The sequence below is a fragment of the Treponema sp. UBA753 genome, from assembly GCF_002297325.1.
Lineage (GTDB): Bacteria > Spirochaetota > Spirochaetia > Treponematales > Treponemataceae > Treponema_D.
This window is the reverse complement of record NZ_DBKJ01000072.1, coordinates 1-901: the sequence shown is the minus strand read 5'-3', so window position 1 is coordinate 901 and position 901 is coordinate 1. Positions and strand designations below refer to the sequence as shown.

Here is a 901-nt window from a genome sequence, read left to right as displayed (position 1 = left end):
GATGATGCTTCTGGACTTGCTGTTTCAGAAAAAATGAGATCCCAGATTCGTGGATTGAATCAGGCTTCTACAAACGCAAAGAACGGCATTTCTTTTATCCAGACAACAGAAGGATACCTTCAGGAAACTGAAGATATTATCCAGCGCATCCGCGAGCTTGCAGTTCAGTCAAGCAACGGAATTTACACTGACGAAGATCGTATGCAGATTCAGGTTGAAGTTTCTTCACTCATCGCTGAAGTTGACCGCATTGCTTCTTGCGCACAGTTCAACGGCATGAACATGCTTACTGGTCGTTTTGCACGCCCAACAGGTGAAAACAGCGTTACAGCTTCTATGTGGCTTCACATTGGCGCAAACATGGATCAGCGCACACAGGTATATATTGGAACAATGAGCGCAGCAGCTCTTGGACTCCGCGCAGTTGGAACAGAAGAGATTATGACTCTTGAAAGCCCAGACGAAGCAAACCGCGCAATCGGAACTTTGGATGAAGCAATCAAGAAGATTAACAAACAGCGCGCAGACCTTGGTGCATATCAGAATCGCCTTGAAAAGACAGTTGTTGGTCTTGATATTGGCGCAGAAAACCTTCAGGCTTCTGAGAGCCGCATCCGCGACACAGACATGGCTAAGGAAATGGTTGACTTTACAAAGAACCAGGTTCTTTCTCAGGCTGGAACAGCGATGCTTGCTCAGGCAAACCAGAGCTCACAGAACGTTCTTTCTCTTCTCCAGTAGAATTGAAAGCGGCGTAAAATCTGCGTAACGAAAGCTTCCCTAGAAGTGAAAAACTTTTAAGGAAGTTTTTTTTATTTAGTCTGAATGTCGAGTTTTGATAAGAACAGTAATTTAAGTGTCATTGCCGTGCTTGACACGGCAATCTTGCAAAAAAAGTGCA

At 44.7% G+C, this 901-nt stretch carries 1 protein-coding gene; it reads left to right on the top strand.

What is annotated here, in order from left to right; genetic code table 11:
* On the top strand, window positions 1-741 hold a 741-nt coding region (locus B4C08_RS06120; protein WP_296664003.1), incomplete at its 5' end, for a flagellin.
* Window positions 742-901 lie beyond the last annotated feature (160 nt).